The following is a 24,440-nucleotide window of genomic DNA, read 5'->3' as shown; positions in this document are numbered from 1 at the left end:
CCTTTGGATTACGGCAGATTGCGGGCTGAATACCATCCACCCCCCAAAGTGCAAGCGGAACCCGGCGCGGCGCATTGCCATCGCTTCAAGAGTGTTGCTCAAGTCTTTGAAAGCAAAGAGTGGGTATTTTGGCGAACATTCCGTTAGACTAAGTATCGGTACGAGCCGTATTGATTCGGCCATCGGAAAAACAGAACGAACCTTGGTAAAGAGGTGACAGGGGCAATGAGTCAGATCGAAGACTTACAGCGACGCATCATGGCCGCGATGGATCGGATTGGCACCGGGATCGAGGCGTTGCAATCGGCGGGTCCGGTCTCGAGCAGCGAAGATGGACAATTGCGCGCCGCTCTGGACGAGGAAAAGTTGGCCAATGCGCAATTGGAAGAGCGCCTGAAGTCTCTGAAAGAGCGGCATGACCAGGAAATCGACGCTTTGCGCGCCCAACTGGGCGAGTCCAATGCCAAACTGGCCACCGTCGAGGCCGCGCGTGCGGATCTGGCCGAAGCCAAGGCCGCGCTTGAGAACCAGGACGAAGGTGCAGCGCTGAAGGCCGAGATCTCCGAGCTGCGGCGGCAGTTGGAGGATTCCGAGCGTATCCCCGAATTGAATGCCGAACTGGAAATGCTGCGGGCCGAACGCGCCAGCCACGGCGCCGCCATGTCGCGGCTGGATGACGACCTGCAGCGCTTGCGCAAGGCAAATGACCAATTGCGCGAAGCGGTCGACGAGCTGCGAAAGGCTGCCGAGGACGGCGTTCCCGATGCCGAGCTTCTAAACAAGGCAACCGTGGCCGAACTGGAGGCCACCCGGGCCGCCCGCGCCACCGACGCGGCCGAAGCTCACGCGGTTCTGGCACGGCTTGAGCCTTTGCTGACCCATGCCAACCTGGCAGAAGGAGAGGTAGAGTAATGCCCGAGGTTACCATTCATATCGGCGGGCGCGGATTTGAGGTTTCCTGCCAGGACGGCGAGGAACCGTTTCTGCACGCAGCCGCGAAGATGCTGGATGATGAGGCCCAGGTGATGGCCGACCAGATTGGCCGTATGCCCGAGTCGCGGATGCTGTTGATGGCGGGGCTTATGCTGGCCGACAAAGCGGCGGCCACCGAGGATTGCATCAAGACACTCGAGGCGAAGCTGGCCGAAGTTGAAGGCGAATTGGAGCGTATGCGCAGTGCGCCCGCGCCCGAGCCGGAACGGATCGAAGTGGCCGTTGTCCCGCCCTCGGTTACCGACACACTTGCAGAGATGGCGGCACGAGCCGAGGCGCTGGCCTCGGTGATCGAAGAGAAGAACGCGAGATGACACATTTGCGGAGTTTGTGCCTGGCGGCGTTGGTCGGGGCGGTCTCGGGTCCGGCATTGGCACAGATTGACATCCTATCTGTGACCTTCACCTGCGAAAATGGCGTTGAGCTGCCCGTGACATACTTCAACCCCTCCGACGGCGAAGGGGCTGCGGCGATGATCGTCGATGGTCAGTTGATTGCGTTGCGCCAGGTCCAGAGCGGCTCGGGTATCCGCTACGAGTCGGTGAACGGGCAGGGGATGTATACCCTGCGGTCGAAAGGCTGGAACGCGATGGTCAGTTTCGCGGCGGCCGGAGCCACCGACGAAACCGATATTTTGAAAGACTGTGTCAGCCGCTGAGCGGCTGATCAGGCGTTTGCCTCGCGGATTTTGTCGGCGGCTTCCTTGTTGTAGGCGACACCGTTTTCATCGAACAGCGTGTCCAGCTCTCCTGACAGGGTCATTTCCGTGATGATATCACAACCACCCACAAATTCGCCTTTGACGTAGAGTTGAGGCACGGTCGGCCAGTCCGAATAGTCCTTGATGCCCTGGCGGATTTCCTCGTCCGCCAGTACGTTCACGTCGGTGTATTCGACACCCATATAGTTCAGAACACCGGCCACCCGAGATGAAAATCCGCACTGCGGCATTTCTTTGGTGCCTTTCATGTACAGCACCACATCGTTGCTTTTGACGGTCTCGTCGATCTGGGTCTTAACGTCGGTCATTTCGCGTTTCCTTGTTTGCGTTCGTCCGTCTGTCGGGCGGTCATTTCGATCGGCGGCTGCGCCACCAGTTTCTTGGTTCAGTACGCTGGTTCATCGCATGAACCGCGTCGATTACATTGACTTTTGTCACGCCGTCGGCTTCCCACGGTCTGCGTTTCAAAGCGTTGGGGTCGGGGCGTATATCCGACAATCATCTTGTTCTGTTCCGTTTCAGATAGGCTTCAAGCAGAGCCGCGGCAACTACCAGCCCGCCGACACATTTTCCGATCCAGACAACCCAACCGATCATATCACGCGACCGAATTGTCGGATGCCATCGGAATGCACAAGGCAGCGCGTGCCATCACCAGAGTGAGCATGGCACTGACCGCCGCCAGCCTCATCACTCGGGTACTTTCGTGGTCAACGCCAGCGCGTGCAACTCGCCATCCGGGCCGTCCATCTTGCCCTTCAGTGCAGCATAGACCGCGCGCTGCTGCTGGACCCGGTTCTTCCCGCGAAAGCTTTCGTCCACGACCATGGCGGACATGTGTACGCCATCGGTGCCGCCGACCTGGATTTCCGCATTCGGAAAGGCTTCGCGCAGCAGATGTTCGATTTCGTGGGCGCTCATTGGCATTTAAGATACTCCTGAAGGTCTTTTCAAAGATGTAGAGCGATGCCGAAGCCCGCGCAAGGGTGCGCAGCGCCCTTGAAAAAGTCAGATCCCGCGCTGATCGAACAGCGCAGGATCCGAGTATGGTTCAGCGTCGTCGTGCTCAGGCGACAGCTTCGGCAAAACTGCTGCGATACATCGCTGAGAGTTCACTCAGAGGAGTTTCGGACGCTCCGATCCGCACGGTTTCTCCGGTAAAGCGCCCGACCGAAACCAGCGGCACGCCCGCCTGGCCCGCCGCAATCATCAGCGCTTCGGCCTGATCGAAGTTGCAGGCCACCAGGTAACGGCCCTGATCCTCACCGAACAGGAACTCGGTCGGGGCGTCATCAAGATGCACACCCACGCCCGCGGCTTCGGCCAGTTCGAAGGCAGCCAGTGCAAGGCCGCCATCGCTCAGGTCAGTACAGGCCTTGATCATCTCGCGATTGGCCCGGATAAAGTCGCCGTTGCGCCTTTCCGCATCCAGATCCACATGCGGGGCGTCGCCGTCTTCGCGGTTGAAGACCTCGGCCAGCAGGGCGGATTGGCCCAGATGCCCCTTGGTTTCGCCGATCACCAGCGCCACATGCCCTTCGCGAACTTCGCTGCCGATGATTTCGTCGGCGTGCTCCAAAAGGCCGACCGCACCGATGGTCGGTGTGGGCAGGATCGCCTGACCGTCGGTTTCGTTGTACAGCGACACGTTGCCCGAGACGATCGGCATATCCAGCGCGGCCACGGCGGCGCCGATGCCTTGGATGGCACCGACGAACTGGCCCATGATCTCGGGCTTTTCGGGGTTGCCGAAATTCAGGTTGTCAGTGGTGGCCAGCGGTTTGGCCCCAACGGCGGTCAGGTTGCGATAGGCTTCGGCCACGGCCTGCTTGCCGCCTTCCTTGGGGTTGGCGCGCACGTATCGCGGGGTCACGTCCGAAGTGAAGGCCAGCACCTTGTCGGTGCCATGCACGCGCACCATGCCTGCACCAACGCCAGGCGTACGAGCCGTGTCAGCCATCACCATCGTGTCGTATTGCTCATAGACCCAATGCTTGCTGGCATAGTTGGGCGACGAGATCAGCGCCCGCAGCCCGTCGATCGGGTCGATCTGCGGTACCTCGCCCAGATCTTCGGCCGCCGGGGTGGGGACCCAGGGGCGGTCGTATTCCGGTGCCGTCGAGGCCAGTTTCGACAGCGGCAGGTCGGCCTTGATTTCGCCGTTGTGCATGATCAGGAACCGGTCTTCGGCGATGGTCTCACCGACGATGGCGAAATCCAGATCCCATTTCTCGAACACGGCGCGGGCTTCGGCCTCAAGCTCGGGCTTCAGCACCATCAGCATACGTTCCTGGGACTCGGACAGCATCATCTCATAGGCCGTCATGTTCTCTTCGCGCTGGGGCACGTTTTCCAGGTCCAGCCGGACACCCAGCCCGCCCTTGTCGCCCATCTCGACGGCCGAGCAGGTCAGCCCTGCCGCGCCCATGTCCTGAATCGAGATCACGGCGCCGGTCTGCATCAGTTCCAGCGTCGCCTCCATCAGACGTTTTTCGGTAAAGGGGTCACCGACCTGCACGGTGGGGCGCTTTTCTTCGATGGTGTCGTCGAATTCGGCCGAGGCCATGGTGGCGCCGCCCACGCCGTCGCGGCCCGTCTTGGCGCCCAGATAGACAACGGGCATGCCCACGCCCGACGCGGCCGAGTAGAAGATCTTGTCGGCATCGGCCAGCCCGGCGGCAAAGGCGTTCACGAGGCAGTTGCCATTGTAGGCCGGGTGGAACCGAACTTCACCGCCCACGGTCGGTACGCCGAAGCAGTTTCCGTAGCCTCCGATGCCTTCGACCACGCCATTGACCAGCTGGCGGGTCTTGGGGTGGTTGGGTTCGCCGAAGGACAGCGCGTTCATTGCCGCGATGGGCCGCGCGCCCATGGTGAACACGTCGCGCAGGATGCCGCCCACGCCGGTTGCCGCCCCTTGATAGGGTTCGATGTACGACGGGTGGTTGTGGCTTTCCATTTTGAAGACCACGGCCTGCCCGTCGCCGATATCGACCACACCGGCGTTTTCACCGGGTCCGCAGATCACCTGAGGGCCCGAGGTGGGCAGGGTGCGCAACCATTTCTTCGAGGATTTGTAAGAACAGTGCTCGTTCCACATGGCCGAGAAAATCCCCAGCTCGGTAAAGGTCGGCTCGCGCCCGATAATCTCGAGGATCATGTCGTATTCTTCGGGTTTCAACCCATGTGCGGCAATCAGATCCGGTGTGATGGCGGGCTCTTGCATCGTGTGTCCTGTTTCCAAGGTGGCCGGGATTGCGGGCCTTTTAGGGCAACCGGGCGATTTGGGAAAGGGTCAAGAGCGCGCAGCGAACAGGAACCGGCTATTTGCTGGCAGAATGCGGCGGCCTGCGACCGGGAAATGCAGGTCGCACCACCGCATTGATGGGGACAGCAGCGCGTGCGCCGCTGTCCCGCCGCCGTTATTGAGGCGGCTCTTCCTTCTTGTTCACGGCGTCGGCCGCGGCCGCGCCGATCGCCGCTTTTTGTTGTTCGCTCAGGTTTTCGGCCTCTTCCAATCCGGGGATGGCAACGCGTACCTCGCGGCGGGCAAAGTCGATCCCGTTCTCCTTGAACGCGGCCTTGACCCGGTTGAAGATCTCCTTGCGCAGGGTGAACTGCTTGCCGGGCTTGGCCATGAACTTGCCGCGGATGATCATGCCGACATCGTCAAAGTCGAACACGCCCTGCGATTTGAATGGCTGCAGGAAGCCATCCTTGTGGAGCGGGTCCTCCATCATCTCAGCGCCGATCTTCTTGAAGATCTTCTTGACCTTGTTCGGATCAGTGTCGAAGGGCACGGTGAATTTCAGCTTCATGATGACCCAGTCGCGGCTGTAGTTGGTCAGCTTCTGGATCTCGCCATAGGGAATGGTGTGCACCGGGCCGCGATGGTGGCGCAGTTGCATTGAGCGGATCGAGATCTTTTCCACCGTGCCTGTGGTGCCGCCGACATCGACGTATTCGCCCACGCGAAAAGCATCGTCGATCAGGAAGAAAATCCCGCCCACGATGTCCGAGACCAGTTTCTGCGCACCAAAGCCGATGGCCAGACCCAGGATGCCGGCACCAGCCAGAAGCGGTGTGATGTCCAAGCCCAGAGCGCCCAGCGCCAGTAGGGCAAAGATGACCGCGATGGCCACCTGCGCGGTCACGCGCAGCAACGGCAGAACCGTGGCAAGGCGCGAGCCGCCTGCACCGCCGCCTTCGCCGGCTTCCTCATCGGGGCTCTGCTCCGAAGCGGTCTGCTCTTTGGCAAGCCGGCGGTTGATCCAGAGCGAGACCACCTCGTTCAGGATGTAGCCGATTGCGATGATGATGAAGAACTGAACCAGTTTGCTGCCGGTTTCCGAGTCCCCGCCCGCGATATCCTGCAGGTCCAGGTTCCAGGCATCCGCAATCATCAGAATGACCAGAATGCCGGCCAGAACGCGTCCGATGCGGATGTAGCTGCGTTTGGTCGATTTGTAGGCACGTTCCGCGATCGGGCCATCGCCAATCATCGGCGGCAGCAGGTGCCGGGTCAGCCCTCGGATCAGCGTGTCGAGCGCCGGTGCGATCAACAGCCAGAACATCGTGACGAAATGCGCGCCTTCGGCCAGAAGGGCAAACACGGCCGGATTACGCTGAGCAGCGAGGAACTCGACCAAAAGCCAGGTACCCGCCGACACGGCGATCGCAAAATACGGGTAGTAGCGGGCGACTTCTTCGTCGAAATGCGTACGATCCGGATCGGAACCACGCATCATGTCGGTCAGACCGTTGCGGGCCGTCCAAGCAATGACACCGACATAGATGTGGATGGCGGTGTTCAGCCAGAAACCAAGGCGCGATTCACCCGGCATCACGCCATTCATCGCATTGAAATCCAGGATGAACAGGGTGAACCCGATCAGCAGGAACAGGCCGATCAGGTTCCGATGCAGGTATTTTGCCCATTTGTCATTCACGTTGACCAGGCGCAAGTTGCTCTGCTTCGGGGCCAGAATGAAACGGGAAATCGCGGCTCCCAGGCGGGGGAACCAGATCAGGAAGAATACGAACGGTGCCGCCTGGGCAATTTGCTGTTCGTCCAGCAATCGACGCCCGACGAAAACCAGCGTGTAATAAAAGACAAGCAGGCCCAGAAACTCGACGCAGAAGCGCTTGAACAAAAAGACAACCGCGCCTTTTAGGTTGGTCGAAGCATCCCCATCGACGACTTTGATCCAACGGCGTGTCCAAAGGCCAACCGCGGTTTCTGCGGCATACCCGATTGCAAGCGCCAGGAAGGTGAACCCGAACAGGGTTGCCAGACCGCTTGCGCCAAACTTGTTTCCGAAATTGCTGAAGGCTTCGACCTGAGCCGAAACCAGTAGCGGAACCTTGCGGATCACATCCAGCCAAGACGCAGCCATGTCGCCCGCCGAGGATGAGATCGTTTGCAGCAGCCCCTTACGGGATGTCTGCGTTTCGGCCTGTTTCGCCGCGACCGCATCAAGCCGTTCCAGCAGAATGGCCCGGACCTGATCGTCAGACATTCTCGCCACCAGATCGTCGACCTGTTCGGGGGTCAGATCTTCGGGGATAGTGACATGGGTGGTAGTGGGTTCGCTGGTGCTCTGGGCCATGCTTGGCCGGGCCAGGAACGTGACGGATACCAACGCCATCAAAAACAGGCGGAGTAGGCTGGTCATAAATTTTGTCCTCGAACACGAAATATTATGGTTTTTCGCGATCATAGGCCCGTTGGCAAAATAATTCCAAACGATTTGGCACCGCACGCGCGGGTGCAGGCCAAAAAAAAGGCCGAGCACTAAGCTCGGCCGTAGTCCAACAGGGAGGTATGAAGATGATGAGCGTTTCAGCATCATCGCCTTCGAGTGCTCATTTAGGGATCACTCTGTGAACGATCAAGGTTTTTTGGGCGCATTGAGGGCATGTCCGCTATGCTGCGAGTGCATAGCTACAGTTTTCCCAGATGTTTCAGCTGCTTGCGATGCGCAATGATTTCATCCTGAACAAAATCTCGGAACGCTGCGACCCGTTTTGAGTGCCTCAGTTCTTCAGGATAGGCCAAATATACCGGCACATTCGCCGTCTCGATGTCGGACAGGATCGGGACCAGGTCAGGGAAATCCTCGGTCACGTAGTCGGGCAGGACGCCAATTCCGAGGTCATTGAGGACACCCTGCAGAACACCAAAGTAATTGTTCACCGTCAGCAGTGAGCTGGGTTCGTAGGTCATAAGGTGACTGACCATCGACGCGCCAACGCCAACCTGGGGTGCGGCGGGGGTCTGACAGATCAGGCGGTGTTTCGAAATGTCCTCCAGCGTCTGGGGCGCGCCACCGTGCGAATCCAAATAGGTCTTGGTCGCGTACAACATCATTCGAACGGTCATCAGACGCTTGCGGACAAGATCGGCCTGACTGGGTTCTTTCATCCGGATCGCGACATCTGCTTCCCGCATCGGAAGATCCAGCACGCGTTCTTCGAGCATCAGGTCAATGTTCAGGTCCGGATACTGCTCGTACAGCTTGGGCAGGCGCGGCGCCAGCCACAGGGTCCCGAAGCCAAAAGTCGTGGTGACCCGCAGGACTCCAAAGACCTCATCCTCGCTGTCGCGGATTCGCGCCGCAGCAGCGTCCAGACGCTTGGACATGGCCGTTGTTGCATCGAACAGAAGCTCGCCCTGTTCTGTTAGAATCAGACCGCGGGCGTGGCGATGGAACAGTGTGGCACCCAACGATTCCTCAAGTGCGCGAACCTGACGGCTGACGGCGGATTGGGACAGATTCAGCTTGTCTCCGGCATGCGTCAGGCTGCCGGCGTCAGCTACCGCGTGAAATATTCTGAGCTTGTCCCAATTCATCGTCGCAACTTTCGTTATCCTTTGGCAGCCCTATATGAAAGAGGTAACAAATTCCATATTCAAACGGGGAAATCGTTACAGAACAGGGGGAATTTTGTATACAGGTCAGAAATTATGACCTAAAATGACGTCAAATGCAGCACACTATTCCGACGTGGGGAGGCGTCTGATGAGTCAGCCAAAGATTTCGCTCAATGACCGTTTCGATCTGACCAAAAGCCCGGTGCTTTTGAATGGTACGCAGGCGCTTGTTCGTCTGATGATGATGCAGAAGGCACGCGATACCGCCGCCGGTCTAAACACTGCCGGTCTGGTCACCGGATACCGGGGGTCTCCGCTGGGTGCGGTCGATCTTCAAATGTCGCGCGCCGAAAAGCAATTGGCCGAGTGCGATGTGACCTTTCAATACGGTCTGAACGAGGACCTGGCCGCCACAGCCCTGTGGGGCAGCCAGCAGGCGGGTCTGCGCGGCGATGGAAAGTATGACGGCGTGTACGGCCTGTGGTACGGCAAGGGGCCGGGTGTGGACCGGTCCGGCGATGTGATGCGTCACGCCAACATGGCCGGAACCGCCAAGCATGGTGGCGTCCTGATGGCGATGGGCGACGACCACACCGGCGAAAGCTCGACCGTGCTGCACCAGTCGGAATGGTCGATGGTCGACATGTACATGCCCGTCGTCAGTCCGGCCGGGGTGCAGGAAATCCTTGATTATGGAATCTACGGCTTTGCGCTCAGCCGGTTTGCCGGGGTCTGGGTTGGCCTCAAGACGATGAAGGACACGATCGAGGTGACCTCGGTCGTGGATGGCCGGCCCGACCGGATGCAACTGGTGACGCCGGAATTCGACATGCCCGAGGGCGGGCTGAACATCCGGCTGGGCGACACGCCGCACCTGCAAGAGGCGCGGATCATCGACTACAAGCGGTTCGCAGCCGAAGTGTTTTCACACGCCAACCGGATGGACCGGCGGGTCTGGGGCAAGCCGGGCGCCAAGATCGGCATTGCCGCGGCGGGCAAGAACTGGCTGGACCTGGTCCACGCCATATCGCTACTGAACATCGACGAGGCCGAGGCCGAACGGCTTGGGATCACCACCTACAAGATCGGCCAGACCTTCCCGTTGGACATGAAGGGGTTCCATGATTGGGCCGAGGGGCTGGACCTGATCATCATCGTCGAAGAAAAGCGCAAGCTGATCGAAGTGCAGGTCAAAGAAGCGATCTTTGACGACCGTCGCGGACGTCGCGTGTACGGCTGGTACAAGGGCGGGGCAGGCACGCTGCACCGCGAAGAGCTGTTCCCGACCCGCGGCGCGCTTGATCCGATCATGATCGCCGAAAAGCTGGGCGGGATCTTCATCGAAGAAGGCCGCGAAACCGACGGAATCCGCGCAGGGCTGGCCAGCCTGCAAGAGGCGCGCCGCAACGACAACGCGCAGGAGATCGCGACGCGGCTGCCGTATTTCTGCTCGGGCTGTCCGCACAATAGCTCGACCAAAGTGCCGGAGGGCAGCCGGGCCTATGCCGGGATCGGCTGTCACTACATGGTGCAGTGGATGGATCGCGAGACTACCGGCTTTACCCAGATGGGCGGCGAAGGCGCCAACTGGATCGGTGAGGCGCCGTTCTCGACCACGAAACACGTGTTCCAGAACCTGGGCGACGGCACCTACAACCACTCGGGCGTGCAGGCGATCCGGGCGGCGCTGGCGGCCGGAACCAACATCACCTTCAAGATCCTGTTCAACGACGCGGTCGCCATGACCGGCGGGCAGGAGAACGAGGGCCATCTGACCGCCGAGCGCATCGTGCGCGAGGTCAAGGCCATGGGCGTCCAGCATGTGGCCGTCGTCTATGACGAGAAGGAAGACGTGAACTTCAAGGCGCTGCCCGGCGACGTTGAAACCCACGAACGGGCCGAGCTGATGGCGGTTCAGAACAAGTTCCGCGAGATCGAAGGCGTGTCGGTCATCGTCTACGTCCAGACCTGTGCCGCCGAGAAGCGCCGCCGCCGCAAGCGCGGCACCTTCCCGGACCCGGACAAGCGCGTCTTCATCAACTCGGACATCTGCGAAGGCTGCGGCGATTGCGGTGTGCAATCGAACTGTGTCTCGATCGTGCCCAAGGAAACCGAACTGGGCCGCAAGCGGGCGATCGACCAGTCCAGCTGCAACAAGGATTTCTCGTGCCTCAACGGGTTCTGCCCGTCCTTCGTCACGCTGGAAGGCGCCAAGATCCGCAAGGAAGCCACCACCGAGATCGATATCCCCCATCTGCCGCAGCCGGTTCTGCCGCAGATCGAAGGCACGCACAACGTGGTCATCACGGGCGTCGGCGGCACCGGGGTCGTGACGATCGGGGCGGTTCTGGCGCAGGCCGCGCAGATCGACGGCAAGGGCGCGGGCATGATGGAAATGGCCGGGCTGGCGCAAAAAGGGGGCGCGGTGCATATCCACTGTCGCCTGGCCAACAAGCCCGAAGACATCAGCGCCATCCGCGTGGCCACCGGCGAAGCGCATGCGCTGATCGGCGGCGACCTCGTGGTGTCGGCCGGGGCCAAGACGCTGGGCCTGACGCGCACTGGTCAGACCGGCGCGGTGGTCAACAGCCACGAGATCATAACCGGCGATTTCACCCGCAACACCGAATTCCACATTCCGGTCGACCGGCTGGAATTGGCGCTGGAAGCGCGACTGAAGGACGGTCTTGCCCTGTTCGACGCGACCGAGCTGGCACGCGCGGTGATGGGCGATTCGATCTATTCCAACATGATGGTGTTCGGGGCGGCATGGCAGCGGGGACTGCTGCCGGTCAGCCACGAGGCGATCATGACCGCGATCGAGCTGAACGGCGCCGCGGTCGAGCGCAACAAGCGCGCCTTCGAGGTCGGCCGCTGGGCGGTTCTTCATCCCGAGGAAGTGGCGCGCATCGTGACCCCCACGGTAACCGAGTTGCCCAAGACGCCCGAGCAGGCCATCGCCTTCCGTGCCGATCATCTGGTGGCCTATCAGGGTAAACGATTGTCAAAACGCTATCTCAAGCTGGTCGAGTCGATCGAAGACCCGAAGGTCCGGGATGCCGTCGCGCGCGGGTATCACAAGCTGTTGTCCTACAAGGATGAATACGAAGTGGCCCGCTTGTTATTGGACAGCCGCGACAAGGCCGCCGCCGAATTTGACGGCGACATCAAGATGACCTTCCACTTGGCTCCGCCGATCCTGGGGGGCAAAGGGCCGGACGGGCGTCCGCGCAAGCGGCAGTTCGGCGAATGGCTGCTGGGGCCGATGAAGGTTCTGGCCAAGCTGAAGGGGCTGCGTGGCACTCCGCTGGACATCTTCGGCTATACCGCCGAGCGCCGGATGGAGCGGGCCTTGATCCGTCAATACGAGAAGGACATGAAAGAGGTCCTGCCCAAGCTGGATGACAACACCCGCGATGCGATTGTCGCGCTGGCGCGGTTGCCGCTGGACATCCGCGGCTTCGGTCCGGTATTGGCCGCCAACGAAGCCAAGGCCGCCAAGCGGCGCGAGGAACTTCTGGCCGTAATTCGGCAAGGAGGGACCGAGACGCGGGCCGCGGCCGAGTAACGTCATATCGGTGTCATGGAGGCGCGGTAGTGTTCCCGTCCGCGCCGTCCGATGACGGCCACGCCGGAGACCCGTGATGAAATCACGTCGCCAAGTCGCTCGGGACATTTCCTACGCCCATTCTGCTGAGACGCGGGGTGGGCGCATGGTTATCAAACTTATGGAGAACACGACCGGTCGGCTGCGCTTGATCCGGCGTGCCGAAGGCTACGAGCGCGAGGTCGCCAATGGCCGCGATTTCTGGTCGGTCATGGTCGAACGTTACGGGCTGAGCCTGAATGTGGTGGGTGGGGCGCTGTCAAACATCCCCAAGGACGGCCCGCTGATCCTGATCGCCAACCACCCCTACGGAATTCTTGATGGGCTGATGATGGGGCATGTGCTGTCCCAGACCCGTGGAGATTTCCGGATTCTGGCCAATCATGTGTTCCACAAGGCCGAGGATCTGAACCGGATCATCCTGCCGATCTCCTTCGATCAGACCAAAGAAGCGATGCGGCTGAACCTGCAGACCCGAAAAACCGCCTTGGATTATCTGGGGCAGGGTGGGGCAATCGGGATTTTTCCCGGTGGCACGGTCAGCACGGCGGCCCGGCCGTTCGCGCACCCGATGGACCCGGGCTGGCGCGGTTTCACCGCGCGGATGGTAGCCAAGTCGAACGCCACCGTGGTGCCATTGTTCTTTGATGGTCACACCTCGCGGCTGTTTCAGATCGCCAGCCATCTGCATGTGACGCTGCGCATGGGTTTGCTGATCAAAGAGTTCAAAAAGCGCGTCGATACCCCGGTTGATGTGGTCGTGGGGCAGCCCATCGGCCGCGACGTTCTGGACCCATTGGCCGGCGATACGCGCAAGATGATGGATTTCTTGCGCAAAGCCACGTATGAGCTGTCTCCGAAGCCGCTGAAGTCGTATGACTATGGCTATGAATTCGAGGAACGGCATCGCGCCTGAAGGGGCAAATGGCAGTAGGCATCTTTGATTCCGGATTGGGCGGGCTGACCGTCCTGAACGCCGCGCAGACACGTCTGCCGGAGGTGGATTTCCTGTATTACGCGGACAGCGCGCACGCGCCGTATGGCGTGCGCGACGCTGAGGATATCTACAACCTGACCCGAAACGCGGTGCAGGACCTGTGGTCGCGCGGCTGCGATCTGGTGATTCTGGCCTGCAACACGGCCAGCGCTGCTGCGCTGCGGCGGATGCAGGAAGAGGGCGTGCCCCAGGGCAAGCGCGTGCTGGGTGTGTTCGTCCCGCTGATCGAAGCACTGACCGAGCGCCAGTGGGGCGACAACAGCCCCCCGCGCGAAGTGGCGGTCAAGCATGTGGCCCTGTTTGCCACGCCGGCGACGGTGGCCAGCCGCGCGTTCCAGCGTGAACTGGCGTTCCGCGCCATCGGCGTGGATGTTGAGGCACAGGCCTGCGGCGGCGTGGTCGATGCTATCGAGGATGGTGATATGATCCTGGCCGAAGCCCTTGTGCGGAGCCATGTGGACGCGTTGAAGCGCAAGATGCCGCACCCGCAGGCTGCGATCTTGGGCTGCACCCATTACCCCTTGATGGCCGAAGCCTTTCAGGCGGCGTTGGGCCCAGACGTCCAAGTCTTCAGCCAGGGCGACCTGGTGGCCGAAAGCCTTGCGGATTATCTCCAGCGGCATCCGGATATGCTTGGCGGGGGTGAGGCGGGTTACCTGACAACAGGCAATCCGCAGAAGGTCAGTGACCGGGCAACGCAATTTCTCCGACGACAGATCACCTTCAAGGCCGCCTGACTTAGGTCAAGGACCGGCCCCTGTCATGAATTTATTCGGTACCTGTCATGTCGGCGGGTGCCAGACGTGTCACATAAATCTACGAGGTCTGACATGACCCACAAAATCGCAATCCTGGGCGCTTCGGGCTATACCGGTGCCGAACTGGTGCGGCTGATTGCCGAGCACCCGAACATGGAAATCACTGCCCTGGCGGCCGAGCGTAAGGCCGGGCAGACCATGGCCGAGGTGTTTCCGCATCTGCGCCATCTGGATTTGCCGCGTCTGTGCAAGATCGAGCAGATCGACTTTGGCCAGATCGATCTGTGCTTTTGCGCGCTGCCGCACAAGACCAGTCAGGAGGTCATCCGGGATTTGCCCTCCGACCTCAAAATCGTTGATTTGTCGGCGGATTTCCGGCTGGCCGACCCCGACGAATACGAGAAATGGTATGGCAATCCGCATGCCGCACTCCCGCATCAGGATGAGGCCGTCTACGGCCTGACCGAGTTCTACCGTGAGGGCATCCGCGCTGCGCGGTTGGTGGCTGGCACCGGGTGCAATGCTGCCACGGGGCAGTATGTGCTGCGGCCGTTGATTGCGGCCGGTGTTATCGACCTGGATGACATCATTCTTGACCTGAAATGCGCCGTCTCCGGGGCGGGGCGTGCGCTGAAGGAGAACCTTCTGCACGCCGAACTGAGCGAGGGCACCAACGCCTATGCCGTCGGTGGTACCCACAGGCATCTGGGCGAGTTCGATCAGGAGTTCTCGAAACTGGCGGGCCGCGCGGTTCACATCCAGTTTACGCCGCACCTGATCCCCGCGAACCGAGGCATTCTGGCGACCTCGTATGTGAAGGGTGATCCGCAGAGCGTTTATGAAACGCTGTGTGCAGCCTATGCAGACGAGCCCTTCATCCACATGCTGCCTTTCGGCGAGACGCCTTCGACCCACCATGTACGCGGGTCGAACTTCTGCCATATCGGCGTCGTTGCTGACAGGATCGAACGGCGTGCCATCGTGATAGCGGCGCTGGATAACCTGACAAAAGGTAGCAGTGGGCAGGCCTTGCAGAACGCAAACCTGATGTTAGGTGAACCCGAAACGACGGGGCTTATGATGGCCCCACTGTTCCCATGAGGGCGAGATGAAGACGCTGAAGAAACGTCGTCGTGTACAGATCATTCTGTTGGCTTTTGTGGCTTTGGCCCTGGCGACGGGCCTGATCGGCTATGCCATGCGAGACGGGATCAACTATTTCCGCTCGCCCAGCCAGGTGATCGCCGAACCGCCGGCGCCGAACGAGGTGTTTCGCATCGGTGGCTTGGTCGAAGAAGGCTCGATCGTACGCGGGCAGGGTGAAACCGTACGGTTCACCGTCACCGACGGAGGTGAGAGCGTGAAGGTGGCCTTCACCGGTGTCTTGCCTGATCTGTTCTCCGAGGGTCAGGGGATGGTCGGCACCGGAAGCTACGTTGATGGTGTGTTCCAAGCCACTGAAATTCTGGCAAAACACGATGAGACCTATATGCCGAAAGAGGTCATAGATGCCTTGAAGGAGCAGGGCGTCTACGAAGAGCCGGCAGACAGCTGAGGCAGTACAGTCATCAATAGGCTGGCTGAATGAGTATTGAAGGGCGTTGCGTGATCTGGTCGTGCAGCGCCCTTCTTCATTTCATGGATTTAAGGATTTCACCGGACCGTATGCCGCAATGGAACACAGAGGTGCAGCATGCAGTCGGTTCAGCAGATTGCCAACGAGATCGTAGCCCGCGAGGGCGGCTTCGTCGATGATCCGGACGACCCCGGAGGGGCCACGAAATACGGTGTCACAATCCACACAATGCGACGGTTGGGCCTTGACCTGACGCGTGACGGCACGGTCGATCGTCGTGACGTGATGGCGCTTGGCCGGGATCAGGCTGTCGCGATTTTCATCACGCATTACTTTCAAAAGCCTGGTTTGGCACGGGTGCCCGACGCGCTGCAGCCAACGCTTTTCGACATGTACGTGAATGCGGGCGGACAGGCGGTGCGCATCCTGCAGCGTCTTTTGGTGCAGATGGGATTTTCGCTCGCCGTGGATGGCGTTTTGGGGCCGCGAACGGCTGGGGCGTGCGATCTGGCCGCAAAACCCGATCCGGTGGTGTTGCGCGACGCGTATGGGGTGGCACGAAGGAACTACTATTTCCGGCTGGCTGACCGACGTCCGGCCTTGCGCAAATACGTGCGCAGCCGCAACGGTGGGAAAGGGGGTTGGATCCGCCGGGCCGAGAAGTTTCTATCTCCGCCCTATCACCTGAGCATGGCCGAGTTTCAGCAAAGGATAGCCGCATGGGACTGATCGCAGGTGTTCTTGATCTTCTGTTCGGGGGTGGGCGCAACGTGGTGCGCGAAACTGCAGAGGTGTTTCGCGAGAACTCGGAGGCCGGTGCGGAACGCGCTGTTGCGCTGCGTGGACAAGCGATGAACCAGTTCGGCGCGGAATTCGAGGTTCCTCGCAAAGGCGGGTTTGACCGTTTCATGGACGGTTTGAATCGGTTGCCAAGGCCTGCATTGGCGCTGGGGACATTGGGTTTGTTCGTGGCCGCGATGGTCGATCCACTGTGGTTTGCGGCGCGGATGCAGGGAATTGCGCTGGTGCCCGAGCCGCTGTGGTGGCTACTGGGCGTCATCGTGTCGTTCTATTTCGGAGCGCGGCACCAAGCGAAGGTTCAGGACCTTCAGCGTGATATCTCAGTCACGATGATGCGGGCGCCACAGGTCATGGCCAACTTGCAAGCTCTTCACGAGATGCGAGCGGAAAGTCCGGGAGCCGCCGATCCGGGGCCGGATGCGGAACTGACGGCCCAGGTGATCATCCCCGATCACAACCCGGCGCTGGAGGACTGGCGGCGTCTGCAGCGCGCCTGACCCGCGACACTATGTGCGCCTGATTGCGGCGAAAGTGATTGGCGCTTGCCCGGGCGCGGGATTATACCCGTGCCCATGATTACCGAGCTTGGACATTTCGCCCTTATCCTGGCCTTCATGGTGGCCATAGTTCAGACAGTCGTGCCATTGATCGGCGCCGCAAAACGCTGGCCGTCATGGATGCTGTTCTCCGAGCCCGCGGCTATTGCGCAGTGTCTGCTGACAGGATTTGCCTTCACTGCGCTGGTGTGGGCCTTTGCGACCTCGGATTTCTCGCTGCGGATCGTGGTGGAAAACAGCCACTCCCTGAAGCCGATGCTGTATAAGATCAGCGGAACCTGGGGAAACCACGAAGGCTCGATGCTGTTGTGGGTGCTGATCGTGGCGCTTTTTGGCGCAACGGCCGCGCTTTTCGGCCAGGGTTTGCCACCCACGCTCAAGGCCCGTGTCTTGGCGATGCAGGCCGCAATCGGGGTGGCGTTCTACGCCTTCATCCTGTTTACGTCGAACCCGTTTGACAGGCTTCCCGTGGCGCCGTTTGACGGCCGCGATCTAAACCCCTTGCTGCAGGATCCCGGTTTGGCTTTCCATCCGCCGTTTCTGTACCTTGGATATGTGGGCCTGAGCATGGCATTCAGCTTTGCCGTCGCTGCCCTGATCGAGGGGCGGGTGGACGCGGCGTGGGGTCGTTGGGTTCGACCGTGGACCCTGGCAGCGTGGATATTCCTGACCATCGGCATCGCGTTGGGATCCTGGTGGGCCTATTACGAACTGGGTTGGGGCGGGTTCTGGTTCTGGGATCCTGTGGAAAACGCGTCTTTCATGCCGTGGCTCCTGGCCGCCGCCCTGTTGCACTCGGCCATCGTGGTCGAAAAGCGCGAAGCCTTGAAAAGCTGGACCATTCTGTTGGCGATCATTGCGTTTGGCTTTTCTCTGATCGGCACCTTCATCGTGCGCTCGGGCCTTCTGACGTCGGTTCACGCCTTCGCAAACGATCCTGAGCGTGGTGTGTTCATCCTGTTCATTCTGGTGGCGTTCATCGGCGGAGCGCTGATCCTGTTCGCCGCCAGGGCGCAGGCGATGGAGGCCAAGGGGCTGTTCGGAATGGTCAGCCGTGAAAGCGCATTGGTGCTGAACAATATCCTGCTGGCTGTCAGCAGTTTTGTCGTGTTCTTCGGGACCCTGTGGCCGATGGTTGCCGAGATGATGTTCGACCGAAAGCTCTCGGTCGGGGCACCGTTCTTCAATGCGGCCTTTACGCCGTTCATGGTGGTGCTGGGCATCGCATTGCCGCTGGGCTCGATGCTGCCGTGGAAGCGCGGCAGGCTGGGCCGCGTCGCATGGCAACTGCGCTATGCGTTTGTTCTGGCCGTTTCGCTGGCCGTACTGGTTTGGGTGCTGCAGACGGGCCGCAGCGCGCTCGGGCCGGTTGGTTTGTTCCTTGGCGCATGGATCACCTTCGGCGCCGCGGTCGATCTGTGGAGCCGTACAGGCCGCACCGGCGGCTTCCGGCGTCTGATGCGTCTGCCGGGTGCGGATTGGGGCAAGGCGATCGCCCATACCGGTCTGGGGGTCACGATCTTTGCGATTGCCGGCCTGACCGCCTGGGAGGTCGAAGACATCCGTGTTGCGCGTATCGGGGAAACCTTCGACGTGGGCGGTTTCTCGTTCACTTTGGACGGCGTGCGCGAAGTTGAGGGACCGAACTATTTCTCCACCATGGCCGATGTGCAGGTTCAAAAAGATGGTCGAGAGATAGCTACGTTGAACCCGGAAAAACGGACCTATCCGGTGGCCGCCATGCCCACGACCGAGGCTGCGATTGACTACCGTTTTCTGCGTGATGTCTACGTGGTCATCGGGGATCAGCAGGACGATGGCGGCTGGGTCATGCGTACTTACATCAAACCTCTTGCGAATTGGATTTGGGGAGGCTGCATTCTGATGGCTCTGGGCGGATTGTTCAGCTTGTCCGACCGCCGCTTCCGGGTGGCCGCAGGCGCGCGCAAGGCCCCGGTAAGCGGGGTACCTGCGGAATGAAACGTCTGATCGTTTTGTTGTTGTTGCTGGCATCGCCGCTGATGGCGGTCCAGCCGGATGAAGTCCTGGAGGATCCGGCGCTCGAAGCCCGAGCACGAGACATCAGTACGGGCCTGCGTTGTCTGGTCTGTCGAAACGAAAGCATCGACGAAAGCAACGCGGAACTGGCCCGTGACCTGCGCATTTTGCTGCGCGAACGGCTGGTCGCGGGCGACACCGATGAAGAAGCGGTTGCCTATATCGTCGACCGCTACGGAGAATACGTGCTGCTCAAACCCACGACCACGGGGGCGAACCTTCTGTTGTGGCTGGCAGGGCCAGCCATGCTGTTGATTGCGGCGGGTCTGGGGTGGAACTTCCTGCGCGGTCGTGCGCGGGTTGACGAGACCTCCGCCGTAGACGGATTGAGTGACGACGAGAAAGAGCGCCTGCGCCGGATTCTTGAAGACTGACGTGCGGTTTGCCTTTCCCTTGCGCGGCATTTGCGTCAGGGTTCGGGAAATTCTGCGCATGTGAGGACTTCATGGAATACGAAACGGTGCTTTTGGACATCACGGACGGTCTGGCTGTGGTCACGCTGAACCGGCCGGACAAGATGAACGCGCTTACGACGAAAATGCGCGCCGAGATTACCCATGCGATGAAAAAAGCCGCTCATGACGCGCGTGCAATCGTTCTGACGGGCGCGGGTCCGGCGTTTTGCTCCGGCCAGGATCTGGGCGATGCGTCCAGCACTGGCAAGATCGATTTGGAACGCGCGCTGCGCGACGAATACGAACCGATGCTGGAAGCTGTTCATGATTGTCCGGTGCCGACGATCGCGGCCGTGAACGGTCCCGCGGCGGGGGCAGGGGCCAACCTAGCCCTGTGTGCCGATGTGGTCATTGCGACCGAAAGCGCCTATTTCCTGCAAGCCTTTGCCCGGATCGGTCTTTTGCCGGACGCCGGCGGGACGTGGTTCATGCCGCGCCAAATGGGTCTGGCCAAAGCCATGGGTGCGGCCCTGTTCGCCGACAAGATTTCTGCGCGTCAGGCCGACCAATGGGGCATGATCTACGAGGCGGTTGCCGACGATGAATTCGCCGCGCACTGGCGCAAGCGCGCCGAGTACCTGGCCAAAGGGCCGACTGCGGGCTTTGCCGCGATCAAAAAGGCGATGAGAGGCACCTACGAAAACACCTTGCCGCAACAACTGGCGACCGAGGCGCACCTGCAGGGAGAATGTGGGCGCACCCGTGACTTCGCCGAAGGCGTGGTGGCATTTCTCGAAAAACGCGCCCCCCGGTTCGAGGGGCGCTGACCATCAGGCCCGGCGGCGGCGACGCGCGCGCCGTTCGGGCATCGCCTCGTCCCCGGTTCCGTCACTGGCCGACGAGAAAGGCCCAAGGACTGCAGTAATTTGCTCGAGCGACGGACGGGCGCCACGAAGTTCAGTGTCCAGTGCCTTGCGCATCTCACGCAGGTGCGCTGGCATCGTTCCGCAGCAACCACCAATAATGGTCGCACCTGAATCCCGCGCCATGGCTGCGTAACGGCCCATCAGTTCGGGCGTGCCGTCATAGTGGATGTGGCCATCAACATATTTCGGAATGCCCGCATTGCCCTTGGAGATCAGGGGGCGTTCGGTTCCCTGAGCCACAAAACCCAGAACCGTGCGCAGGATGTCAGACGCGCCGGTGCCGCAGTTGGCGCCAAAGGCGATCGGCGGGTTGGGCAGGGTTTCGACCAGTTGCGCCAGATCTGCCGAGGTCACGCCCATCATGGTGCGCCCGGCGGTGTCAAAGCTCATGGTACCGCACCAAGGCATGTCGGCCAGGGCAAAAGCCTCGGCCGCGGCGCGGAATTCCTCCGGCGCGCTGATCGTTTCTACCCACAGCACGTCGACGCCGCCGGCTTTCAGCGCCTCGGCCTGTTCGTGGAACATCTCGACCGCCTCGGCATGGGTCAGGCTGCCCACAGGTTCCAGGATTTCACCGGTCGGACCGACCGAGCCCGCAACCACCACCGGGCGTCCGGCGGCATCCGCCACCTCGCGCGCCAGTTCGGCGCCGATGCGGTTCAACTCGGCCACGCGGGTGTGGGCGTCGTGCAGCTTCAGACGTGCAGCCGTTCCGCCGAACGTATTGGTCAGGAACAGGTCGCTGCCTGCATCCACCGACCCCTGATACAGGGCGCGGATCTTGTCGGGCTGGTCGGTGTTCCACAGCTCGGGCGCGTCACCCGATTGTAGCCCCATGTTGAACAGGTTCGTTCCGGTGGCGCCATCGGCAAGAATGGCGTCCTTCGTTTCCAGCAATCTGGTCAGCGCGTTGGTCATTGGAGATGTCCGGAGTTGTGGCCCCAAAGGCCAAAAATTTAGACGCCCCGTGTCGCATGACCGGGACGTCAAATCAAATTCATAATACTCATGAAGATCATGAGGTGGGCGGCATGCCTCAGTTGGCTTCGCTCATCACCTGAGCTTTGGCCTCGGGCAGCAGTTCCGCCATCTTGGCGCGGATTTCCTCGGGGCTGGACAGATCGCCCAGATCGGCGGCGACCTTGCGCACCACGTCCTCGTGGCCGGCCTCTTCGAAATCGGCGATCACGACGGATTTTGCATATTCGGCGGCATCGTCGCCGCTTTTGCCCATCTTTTCCGCAGCCCACAGGCCCAGCAGCTTGTTGCAACGGGCTTGTGCCTTGAACTGCATTTCTTCGTCATGGGCGAATTTTGCTTCAAAGGCGTTTTCGCGTTCGTCGAACGTGGTCATGGGTTTTGGGCCTCTTCAAGTAAAAGTGTGTTTCCTGATGATATGACCATACGCGATGCTGGGTGCAAGGTATTTGCGCTGCGTCAAAGCCTCTCGGATGCATGAACTTGCGGGAAAGGGGGGCTTGCACTATGAGAGCGCCAACGCGATGGGACTCATTCCCTCGCCCCAGCCTGGAAAGGTCGCACATGGCGCGTCGCAAGAAGATTTACGAAGGCAAGGCCAAGATCCTGTACGAAGGCCCGGAACCGGGCACGATCGTGCAGTATTTCAAAGATGACGCCACCGCGTTCAATGCGGAAAAGAAAGACGTGATCGACGGCAAGGGTGTTCTGAACAACCGCCTGAGCGAATTCTTCATGACCGGTCTGAATCAGATTGGCGTGCCGACCCATTTCATCCGCCGCCTGAATATGCGCGAACAGCTGGTCCGCAGCTGCGAGATCATCCCGCTGGAGGTGATCGTCCGCAACTATGCCGCCGGGTCGCTGTCGAAACGGCTGGGCATCGCCGAAGGTACGCAGCTGCCGCGTCCGATCGTGGAATACTGCTACAAGGACGACTCGCTGGGTGATCCGCTTGTGACCGAAGAGCACATCGCCGCCTTTGGCTGGGCCAGCCAGCAGGATATGGACGACGTCCTCAGCCTGGCGCTGCGGGTGAACGACTTCATGAGCGGCGTGATGCTGGCCGTGGGTATTCGTCTGGTCGACTTCAAGATCGAGATCGGGCGCGTCTACGAAGGTGACTTCCAGCGCCTGATCATCGCTGATGAGATCAGCCCGGACAGCTGCCGACTGTGGGATATCGAGACCGGTCAGAAACTGGACAAGGACGTATTCCGTCGCGATCTGGGCAGCTTGACCGATGCCTATTCCGAGGTCGCCCGCCGCCTGGGCGTTCTGCCGAAAAGCAACGTGAGCAAGCCCACCCTGATCAACTGATCGCGCCGACTGGCAGGGCCTAACAAGGATGCGCTGCTCCTATTCGGAGCGGCGCATTTTTCATTGCGGGTTTGACACGTCAGGCCCCCGTCACGCATCTTCGGGTTGACCGACCAACCCGGTCCGCTAACCAAGGTGGCACACTGAATGAGCGCGTTGTTCGATCAAGCGGTTTTCCTGAAATTTCTGGCGGCCGTGCTGGCCATATTCAACCCGCTCTACAACATCCCGATCTTCCTGAGCATGACGCGCGACTGCACACCTGCCGAACGGCGCAGGGTAGCCATGATCGTGATGGCCTCGGTGACGGTGATCGCGCTGATCTCAGTTGCAATCGGCGAAGAGGTGTTGGCTGTCTTCGGGATCGACGTTCCATCGTTTCGCGTGGCTGGCGGGCTGATTATTTTCGGGATCGGCATGTCGATGCTGAACGCGCAAGACAGGGCGCCGGGCGATCAGGCCGCGGTGGTCGATGGTCACGCGCGCAAATTGAACTTTGCCGTTGTTCCGCTGGCGATCCCGTTGACAATCGGCCCGGGGACGATTGCCGTAACGATCGTGTTCTCGCATCAACTGTCCGATGGGGCCGAACTGGTGACCCTTGGTTCGGCGATCCTGATCGCCTGTTTCATCGTCGGGCTCGGCCTGTTGTTTGCCGACAGCATCTCGCGTCTTGTGGGTGAGACGATGATCAATGTGCTGACCCGGATCATGGCGATCCTGCTGGTTGCCGTGGCTGTCGAAATGGTTCTAACCGGCATCTTCAACGCGGTTGATGCACATTATCCCGGTCTGACCGGCAGCGTGGTCAATTGATTTCCTCAAGATGAACCGCCTGCGGTCATTCGACCGCATCACAAGGCTTGTTCTGCGCGGTCAGTCGCGCTATCCCCCGCGCAACGGAACAGGCCCGGCGCGGCGGGCCACAGGTGGAGTTGCGACGATGAAGGCACGGGTGCACGTAATGCTCAAGAACGGGGTTCTGGACCCTCAAGGCGAGGCTGTGCGCCACGCATTGGGCGCACTGGGGTTCGACAAGGTGCAGGGCGTGCGGCAGGGCAAGGTGATTGACCTGGAACTGGCCGATGGCGCAACCGAGGCCGATGTGGCCGAAATGTGCGAGAAGCTGTTGGCCAACACGGTCATCGAGCGTTACGAGATCGAACTGGTCTGAGTTCTCTGACCGTCATCCCCAAGGAGGGTTTCCCATGCGCGCAGCGGTTGTCGTTTTTCCGGGGTCCAACTGTGACCGGGATCTTGCCGTCGCCTTTGAGCAGGCCGGTTTTCAGGTCGACATGGTCTGGCACAAGGATGCCCAACTGCCGCAGAGCGTGGACATCGTGGGCGTGCCGGGCGGGTTTTCCTACGGCGATTACCTGCGCTGCGGTGCGATTGCTGCGCAGTCCCCAATCTGCAAGGCGGTGGTCGAACACACCGAACGGGGCGGCTATGCCATCGGCATCTGTAACGGGTTCCAGATCCTGACCGAGACCGGCATTCTGCCGGGCGCGCTGCTGCGCAATGCCGGCTTGAAATACATCTGTCGAACCGTCGGGCTGAAGGTTGCGACCAGCGAAAGCGCCTTTACTCAGGGCTACAACGCCGGAGACGTGATTCAGATTCCGATCGCGCATCACGATGGCAACTACTTCGCTGATGACGAAACCATTGCCCGCCTGCGGGACGAGGATCGGATCGCCTTCAACTATACCGACAACCCCAACGGCTCGCGCGGGGATATTGCAGGGATCTTGTCGCTCAACCGGCGCGTGCTGGGCATGATGCCCCACCCCGAGCGGGCGGCGGACGAGGCGCATGGCGGCACCGACGGAGTGGCGCTCTTCCGCGCATTGTCGGGTGTGCTTACACCTGCGTGACT

Annotated in this window: 24 protein-coding genes; 17 read left to right on the top strand and 7 right to left on the bottom strand. The window is 60.8% G+C overall.

Going from position 1 to position 24,440, the window contains the following annotated elements:
* Positions 1-225 precede the first annotated feature (225 nt).
* The 3 genes from ACR3EL_RS08750 to ACR3EL_RS08740 are packed head-to-tail and all read left to right on the top strand — an operon-like array spanning position 226 to position 1,651.
* Positions 226-912 (top strand): hypothetical protein, encoded by a 687-nt coding sequence (locus ACR3EL_RS08750; protein ID WP_170338773.1) that lies wholly within the window; start codon positions 226-228, stop codon positions 910-912.
* Positions 912-1,307, top strand: coding sequence for a cell division protein ZapA (locus ACR3EL_RS08745; protein ID WP_480721216.1), 396 nt, complete (start codon positions 912-914; stop codon positions 1,305-1,307). Before ACR3EL_RS08750 ends, ACR3EL_RS08745 begins: the two co-directional genes overlap by 1 nt.
* Positions 1,304-1,651 carry an MliC family protein gene (locus tag ACR3EL_RS08740; protein ID WP_480721213.1) on the top strand — a complete coding sequence of 116 codons (348 nt, stop codon included), beginning with the start codon at positions 1,304-1,306 and terminating at the stop codon, positions 1,649-1,651. Before ACR3EL_RS08745 ends, ACR3EL_RS08740 begins: the two co-directional genes overlap by 4 nt.
* A gap of 8 nt (positions 1,652-1,659) precedes the next feature.
* Here the strand turns inward: ACR3EL_RS08740 and grxD are convergent, their stop codons facing one another.
* From grxD to ACR3EL_RS08715, 5 genes are all read right to left on the bottom strand, one after another.
* The gene (gene grxD, locus ACR3EL_RS08735) at positions 1,660-2,022 is read right to left on the bottom strand and encodes a Grx4 family monothiol glutaredoxin (protein WP_170338767.1); all 363 of its coding nucleotides are present in this window, start codon (positions 2,020-2,022) and stop codon (positions 1,660-1,662) included.
* 382 nt (positions 2,023-2,404) lie between these two features.
* The gene (locus ACR3EL_RS08730) at positions 2,405-2,641 is read right to left on the bottom strand and encodes a BolA/IbaG family iron-sulfur metabolism protein (RefSeq protein WP_093961963.1); all 237 of its coding nucleotides are present in this window, start codon (positions 2,639-2,641) and stop codon (positions 2,405-2,407) included.
* A 139-nt stretch (positions 2,642-2,780) separates the two neighbouring features.
* Complete coding sequence (purL, locus tag ACR3EL_RS08725; protein ID WP_480721209.1) at positions 2,781-4,940, bottom strand: phosphoribosylformylglycinamidine synthase subunit PurL; 2,160 nt, start codon at positions 4,938-4,940, stop codon at positions 2,781-2,783.
* A gap of 196 nt (positions 4,941-5,136) precedes the next feature.
* Entirely contained in the window at positions 5,137-7,389 is a 2,253-nt protein-coding gene (locus ACR3EL_RS08720) for a mechanosensitive ion channel domain-containing protein (RefSeq protein ID WP_480721207.1), read from the bottom strand.
* Positions 7,390-7,658: 269 nt separating this feature from the next.
* A complete protein-coding gene (locus ACR3EL_RS08715; protein WP_093961966.1) occupies positions 7,659-8,567 on the bottom strand; it encodes a LysR family transcriptional regulator in 909 nt (302 codons plus the stop codon).
* A gap of 169 nt (positions 8,568-8,736) precedes the next feature.
* Between ACR3EL_RS08715 and ACR3EL_RS08710 the strand changes: the two genes are divergently transcribed.
* The 10 genes from ACR3EL_RS08710 to ACR3EL_RS08665 all read left to right on the top strand — a co-directional run bounded on the left by ACR3EL_RS08710 (position 8,737) and on the right by ACR3EL_RS08665 (position 20,164).
* A complete protein-coding gene (locus ACR3EL_RS08710) occupies positions 8,737-12,156 on the top strand; it encodes an indolepyruvate ferredoxin oxidoreductase family protein (protein WP_480721204.1) in 3,420 nt (1,139 codons plus the stop codon).
* 76 nt (positions 12,157-12,232) lie between these two features.
* On the top strand, positions 12,233-13,111 hold the full coding sequence (locus tag ACR3EL_RS08705; RefSeq protein ID WP_093961968.1) for a lysophospholipid acyltransferase family protein: 879 nt from the start codon (positions 12,233-12,235) through the stop codon (positions 13,109-13,111).
* 8 nt (positions 13,112-13,119) lie between these two features.
* The gene (locus ACR3EL_RS08700; RefSeq protein WP_170338755.1) at positions 13,120-13,929 is read left to right on the top strand and encodes a glutamate racemase; all 810 of its coding nucleotides are present in this window, start codon (positions 13,120-13,122) and stop codon (positions 13,927-13,929) included.
* A gap of 93 nt (positions 13,930-14,022) precedes the next feature.
* Positions 14,023-15,051, top strand: coding sequence for an N-acetyl-gamma-glutamyl-phosphate reductase (argC, locus tag ACR3EL_RS08695; RefSeq protein ID WP_170338753.1), 1,029 nt, complete (start codon positions 14,023-14,025; stop codon positions 15,049-15,051).
* A gap of 7 nt (positions 15,052-15,058) precedes the next feature.
* On the top strand, positions 15,059-15,505 hold the full coding sequence (gene ccmE / locus ACR3EL_RS08690; RefSeq protein WP_170338751.1) for a cytochrome c maturation protein CcmE: 447 nt from the start codon (positions 15,059-15,061) through the stop codon (positions 15,503-15,505).
* Between the two features lie 138 nt (positions 15,506-15,643).
* On the top strand, positions 15,644-16,255 hold the full coding sequence (locus tag ACR3EL_RS08685) for a holin-associated N-acetylmuramidase (RefSeq protein WP_170368402.1): 612 nt from the start codon (positions 15,644-15,646) through the stop codon (positions 16,253-16,255).
* The gene (locus ACR3EL_RS08680) at positions 16,246-16,824 is read left to right on the top strand and encodes a holin family protein (protein WP_170338747.1); all 579 of its coding nucleotides are present in this window, start codon (positions 16,246-16,248) and stop codon (positions 16,822-16,824) included. Before ACR3EL_RS08685 ends, ACR3EL_RS08680 begins: the two co-directional genes overlap by 10 nt.
* Before the next feature lie 75 nt (positions 16,825-16,899).
* Complete coding sequence (locus ACR3EL_RS08675; RefSeq protein WP_170339458.1) at positions 16,900-18,864, top strand: heme lyase CcmF/NrfE family subunit; 1,965 nt, start codon at positions 16,900-16,902, stop codon at positions 18,862-18,864.
* Complete coding sequence (locus tag ACR3EL_RS08670) at positions 18,861-19,316, top strand: cytochrome c-type biogenesis protein (protein WP_170338745.1); 456 nt, start codon at positions 18,861-18,863, stop codon at positions 19,314-19,316. Before ACR3EL_RS08675 ends, ACR3EL_RS08670 begins: the two co-directional genes overlap by 4 nt.
* A gap of 71 nt (positions 19,317-19,387) precedes the next feature.
* Positions 19,388-20,164, top strand: a complete 777-nt coding sequence (locus tag ACR3EL_RS08665; RefSeq protein WP_093961976.1) for an enoyl-CoA hydratase-related protein — start codon at positions 19,388-19,390, stop codon at positions 20,162-20,164.
* A 3-nt stretch (positions 20,165-20,167) separates the two neighbouring features.
* Here the strand turns inward: ACR3EL_RS08665 and bmt are convergent, their stop codons facing one another.
* Together bmt and ACR3EL_RS08655 are read right to left on the bottom strand one after the other, a co-directional pair.
* A complete protein-coding gene (gene bmt, locus ACR3EL_RS08660) occupies positions 20,168-21,181 on the bottom strand; it encodes a betaine--homocysteine S-methyltransferase (protein WP_480721200.1) in 1,014 nt (337 codons plus the stop codon).
* 118 nt (positions 21,182-21,299) lie between these two features.
* Positions 21,300-21,617: a DUF1476 domain-containing protein gene (locus ACR3EL_RS08655; RefSeq protein WP_170338741.1), complete on the bottom strand. Its 318-nt coding sequence runs from the start codon at positions 21,615-21,617 to the stop codon at positions 21,300-21,302.
* Between the two features lie 188 nt (positions 21,618-21,805).
* Between ACR3EL_RS08655 and purC the strand changes: the two genes are divergently transcribed.
* From purC to purQ, 4 genes are all read left to right on the top strand, one after another.
* Positions 21,806-22,561 (top strand): phosphoribosylaminoimidazolesuccinocarboxamide synthase, encoded by a 756-nt coding sequence (gene purC, locus ACR3EL_RS08650; RefSeq protein WP_170338739.1) that lies wholly within the window; start codon positions 21,806-21,808, stop codon positions 22,559-22,561.
* Positions 22,562-22,708: 147 nt separating this feature from the next.
* On the top strand, positions 22,709-23,377 hold the full coding sequence (locus ACR3EL_RS08645; RefSeq protein ID WP_170338737.1) for a MarC family protein: 669 nt from the start codon (positions 22,709-22,711) through the stop codon (positions 23,375-23,377).
* Between the two features lie 127 nt (positions 23,378-23,504).
* Positions 23,505-23,735, top strand: a complete 231-nt coding sequence (purS, locus tag ACR3EL_RS08640) for a phosphoribosylformylglycinamidine synthase subunit PurS (protein ID WP_093961981.1) — start codon at positions 23,505-23,507, stop codon at positions 23,733-23,735.
* A gap of 34 nt (positions 23,736-23,769) precedes the next feature.
* Entirely contained in the window at positions 23,770-24,438 is a 669-nt protein-coding gene (gene purQ / locus ACR3EL_RS08635) for a phosphoribosylformylglycinamidine synthase subunit PurQ (protein ID WP_170338735.1), read from the top strand.
* Positions 24,439-24,440: the final 2 nt, after the last annotated feature.

This window comes from Ruegeria sp. BJ3 (assembly GCF_056535665.1).
The sequence above is the reverse complement of the archived record's forward strand: the minus strand, read 5'-3'. Positions and strand labels throughout refer to the sequence as shown.